The sequence below is a fragment of the Mitsuokella jalaludinii DSM 13811 genome (genome assembly GCF_000702905.1).
GTDB lineage: Bacteria > Bacillota > Negativicutes > Selenomonadales > Selenomonadaceae > Mitsuokella > Mitsuokella jalaludinii.
Genome location: NZ_JNKR01000056.1, coordinates 1 through 2,875, shown reverse-complemented (window position 1 = coordinate 2,875; position 2,875 = coordinate 1). Strand labels below are relative to the sequence as shown.

The window sequence follows — 2,875 nt, the reverse complement described above, 5'->3', positions numbered from 1 at the left end:
CAAGACTGCGAATGCAGTAAGCCTGGCCTATCTAAGCAAATTGAGGTATCGAAAGATTCCCTCAAGCTCGCGACTTCAGTCGCGGGTAGTTGACCAATCTGCCCAAGGGCATCTCGTGCGCCTTCGTCTTCGGCGATGTCAACGGCCTCAAGCGCATGAACGATGTGCATGGCCACGAGGCGGGCGATGTGCTCATCAAGACCGTGGCCCGCATCATGCAGAGGGCACAGCAGGGCGCGGGTGAGGGCCATGTCTTCCGCATGGGCGGCGACGAATTCCTCATGATCGTCGAGCATGCCGACGGGCAAAAAACGGCGGCCATCATCCAGTCGCTGCGCGATGCGTTTCGCGCGAACAACGTCAGCGTCGCGCTCGGCCACCTCACGTGCATGACGCCCATCTCGGATATCGATGCCATCATCACCAAGGTCGACCGGGAGATGTACAAGGACAAGGGGCGGCAGAAGCGATGAGTGGTCATTGAGAAAGGTGTGATGTTTTGTTTCCAGGAATCGGTATTTTAGCAAATGTCGCGGGCATTGTCGCAGGAGGGATGCTGGGACTCGGCTGCGGGCGCTTGATCTCTGAGCGCTTCCAGAAGACGCTCATGATGGCTTGCGCCGTTGCCGTCATCTTCCTCGGCCTGACGGGCGCGGTCAAGGAGATGCTCGCGCTTGATGGCGGCGGCCTTGCGCTTGTCGGCACGAACTGCATGCTCGCGAGCCTCATCGGCGGCGCCCTCATCGGCGAAGCCATCAACATCGAGGACCGCATGGAGAAGTTTGGCATCTGGCTGCGCCGGAAGACGGGCAGCAGCGGCGACACGCGCTTCGTCGACGGCTTCGTCACCGCCTCATTGACCGTCTGCATCGGCGCGATGGCCGTCATCGGCTCCATCAACGACCGCCTGCTCGGCGATCCGTCCGTGCTCTTCGCCAAGACGGTCCTCGATGCCGTCATCGTCATGATCATGACGGCGACGCTCGGCAAGGGCTGTATCTTCTCGGCCCTGTCCGTCGGCATCTTTCAGGGTGCCATCTTCCTGGCCGCAGGCTTCCTCGAGCCCATCATGACGCCCGCCGCCCTCAAGAGCCTCAGTGCCGTCGGCGACATCCTGATCTTCTGCGTCGGCACGAACCTCTTCGGCCTGCCGCACGTGCGCGTCGCCAACTTCCTTCCCGCACTCGTCATCGCCGTCATCTGGGTGCTTGCCGGATGATGGCTGCCTGTATGAGCCGCCCTTTTGGGGCGGCTCTTTGCGTTCATCAAATTCTTTCTTGACAGAACGATGTAAAGTTGTTACACTGTCAATCATGAATGACAATACCTATTATATAAATATGTAAACAATGCATGTTGCGTGATGGGGAGGAAGAGGGGCGTTATGCGTACGGAGTGCAAAGATACGAGAGCGAGTCATCGCAAGAAACGGATCGGCATCGGGGGCAACCTGATGTTCATGGAGGGCGGGATATTCCCGGGATACGGGAAGTCATACGTCAACGACGACTATGTGCAGGCTGTCGCCTCGGCGGGCGGCGTGCCGATGATCCTGCCTGTGACGGATGAGGAAGATATCGTCGAGGCGCAGATCGAGGCCGTTGACGGCCTGGTCATCTCAGGTGGCTGGGACGTCGACCCGCTGCTCTGGGGTGAGGAACCGCACGAGAAGCTCGGCAGCACGCTGCCCGTGCGCGACACATTTGACCGGCTGCTCATCGCAGCGGCCAGGCGGCGCGGCCTGCCCATCCTCGGTATCTGCCGCGGGCTCTCTCGTTCGGCGCGGCCGCGCTCCTGATCTTCTACGCCTTCACGGGCTTCGAGGCCATCGCCGAGGCCGCGGAGGATATGGATGACCCGAGGCGCAACATCCCGCGCGCCATCGTCGTCGTCATGCTGCTCGTCTCTGCCTTCTACTTCCTCATCATGACCGTGTCCATCGGCGTGCTCGGCCCGGACCTCGCCGAGACGAAGACGCCGATCGCGACGGCAGCTGCCGTCTTCCTCGGCACGGGCGGCGGCCTGCTCGTCACCGCCGGTACGCTCGTCTCCATCGGCGGCATCAACCTGGCCTCGTCCTTCCTGACGCCGCGCGTCATCGTCGCCATCGCCGACGACCACATGCTGCCGCCAATCTTCTCGCGCTACAACCGCTTCCACACGCCGTACGTGGCCATCCTCTTCGCGACCCTCGTCGGCATCCTCATCGCCCTGTCGGGCAGCTTCACGACCTTGGCCGCCATCAGCGTCGTCTCGCGCTTCGCCCAGTACGTGCCGACCTGCCTGGCCATCCTCGTCCTGCGCAGGCGCGACCCGGAGCACCCGAGCACCCTGCCCGTGCCGTTTGGTCCCGTCATACCCGTCATCGCCGTCCTCGTCAGCCTCTGGCTCCTCGTCCAGGCCGACCTCCACAAGATCCTCTTCGGCCTCGGCGGCCTCTTGATCGCCGTGCCGTTCTACTTTCTCATGCGCAAGCAGTACCTGCAGCGCTGAGAAAAATCCGCCTGACCGTCATCCCCGATGATGACCGTCAGGCGGATTTTTGTTGCAGGAGATTGACGGGGATGGCAGGCAGGAGTTTTGCCAATCCCGTCGAATCTACTTTAGTAAACAACAATCCGAGCCTCATTTCGCCCTAATTTGTACCGCAAAAGCCGCTGCAATCGGCGAGAATAAGGAATCCAGGTAATAGGAGGCGAATTCCGTTGAATGTAATCCTCTGGCGTATCCGTGATGTCCTTGCCTTTCGGGAAGAACTCCCGTAAAAGGCCATTGGTGTTTTGTTCGCTGCACTGGCAGGACGCTCTTCGATGGGGTGCGATATGACGAACTTGCCACGACGTTCTTCGCTGCCTTTCTTGTGACGCCGTTTCCC

General features: G+C 60.8%; 5 protein-coding genes. 4 read left to right on the top strand and 1 reads right to left on the bottom strand.

Translation table 11 applies throughout. The features are described 5' to 3' along the window. Window positions 1–89 precede the first annotated feature (89 nt). The 4 genes from T518_RS11130 to T518_RS11115 all read left to right on the top strand — a co-directional run bounded on the left by T518_RS11130 (window position 90) and on the right by T518_RS11115 (window position 2,493). Window positions 90–473 (top strand): GGDEF domain-containing protein, encoded by a 384-nt coding sequence (locus T518_RS11130; protein WP_036378965.1) that lies wholly within the window; start codon window positions 90–92, stop codon window positions 471–473. A gap of 26 nt (window positions 474–499) precedes the next feature. Beyond that, a complete protein-coding gene (locus T518_RS11125) occupies window positions 500–1,219 on the top strand; it encodes a DUF554 domain-containing protein (RefSeq protein ID WP_036378963.1) in 720 nt (239 codons plus the stop codon). Between the two features lie 165 nt (window positions 1,220–1,384). After that, entirely contained in the window at window positions 1,385–1,798 is a 414-nt protein-coding gene (locus T518_RS11120; RefSeq protein WP_051652330.1) for a gamma-glutamyl-gamma-aminobutyrate hydrolase family protein, read from the top strand. Continuing rightward, window positions 1,759–2,493 (top strand): amino acid permease, encoded by a 735-nt coding sequence (locus tag T518_RS11115; protein ID WP_081828499.1) that lies wholly within the window; start codon window positions 1,759–1,761, stop codon window positions 2,491–2,493. Before T518_RS11120 ends, T518_RS11115 begins: the two co-directional genes overlap by 40 nt. Before the next feature lie 132 nt (window positions 2,494–2,625). Here T518_RS11115 and T518_RS12265 read toward each other — a convergent pair. Further along, window positions 2,626–2,875, bottom strand: a 250-nt coding sequence (locus T518_RS12265) for a hypothetical protein (RefSeq protein WP_211248229.1), incomplete at its 5' end; no start/stop codon positions are given.

What these genes read in the sequence shown, in the direction of transcription:
- T518_RS11120 (WP_051652330.1), top strand. Translation starts at nt 1,385, where the DNA reads ATGCGTACGGAGTGCAAAGATACGAGAGCGAGTCATCGCAAGAAACGG.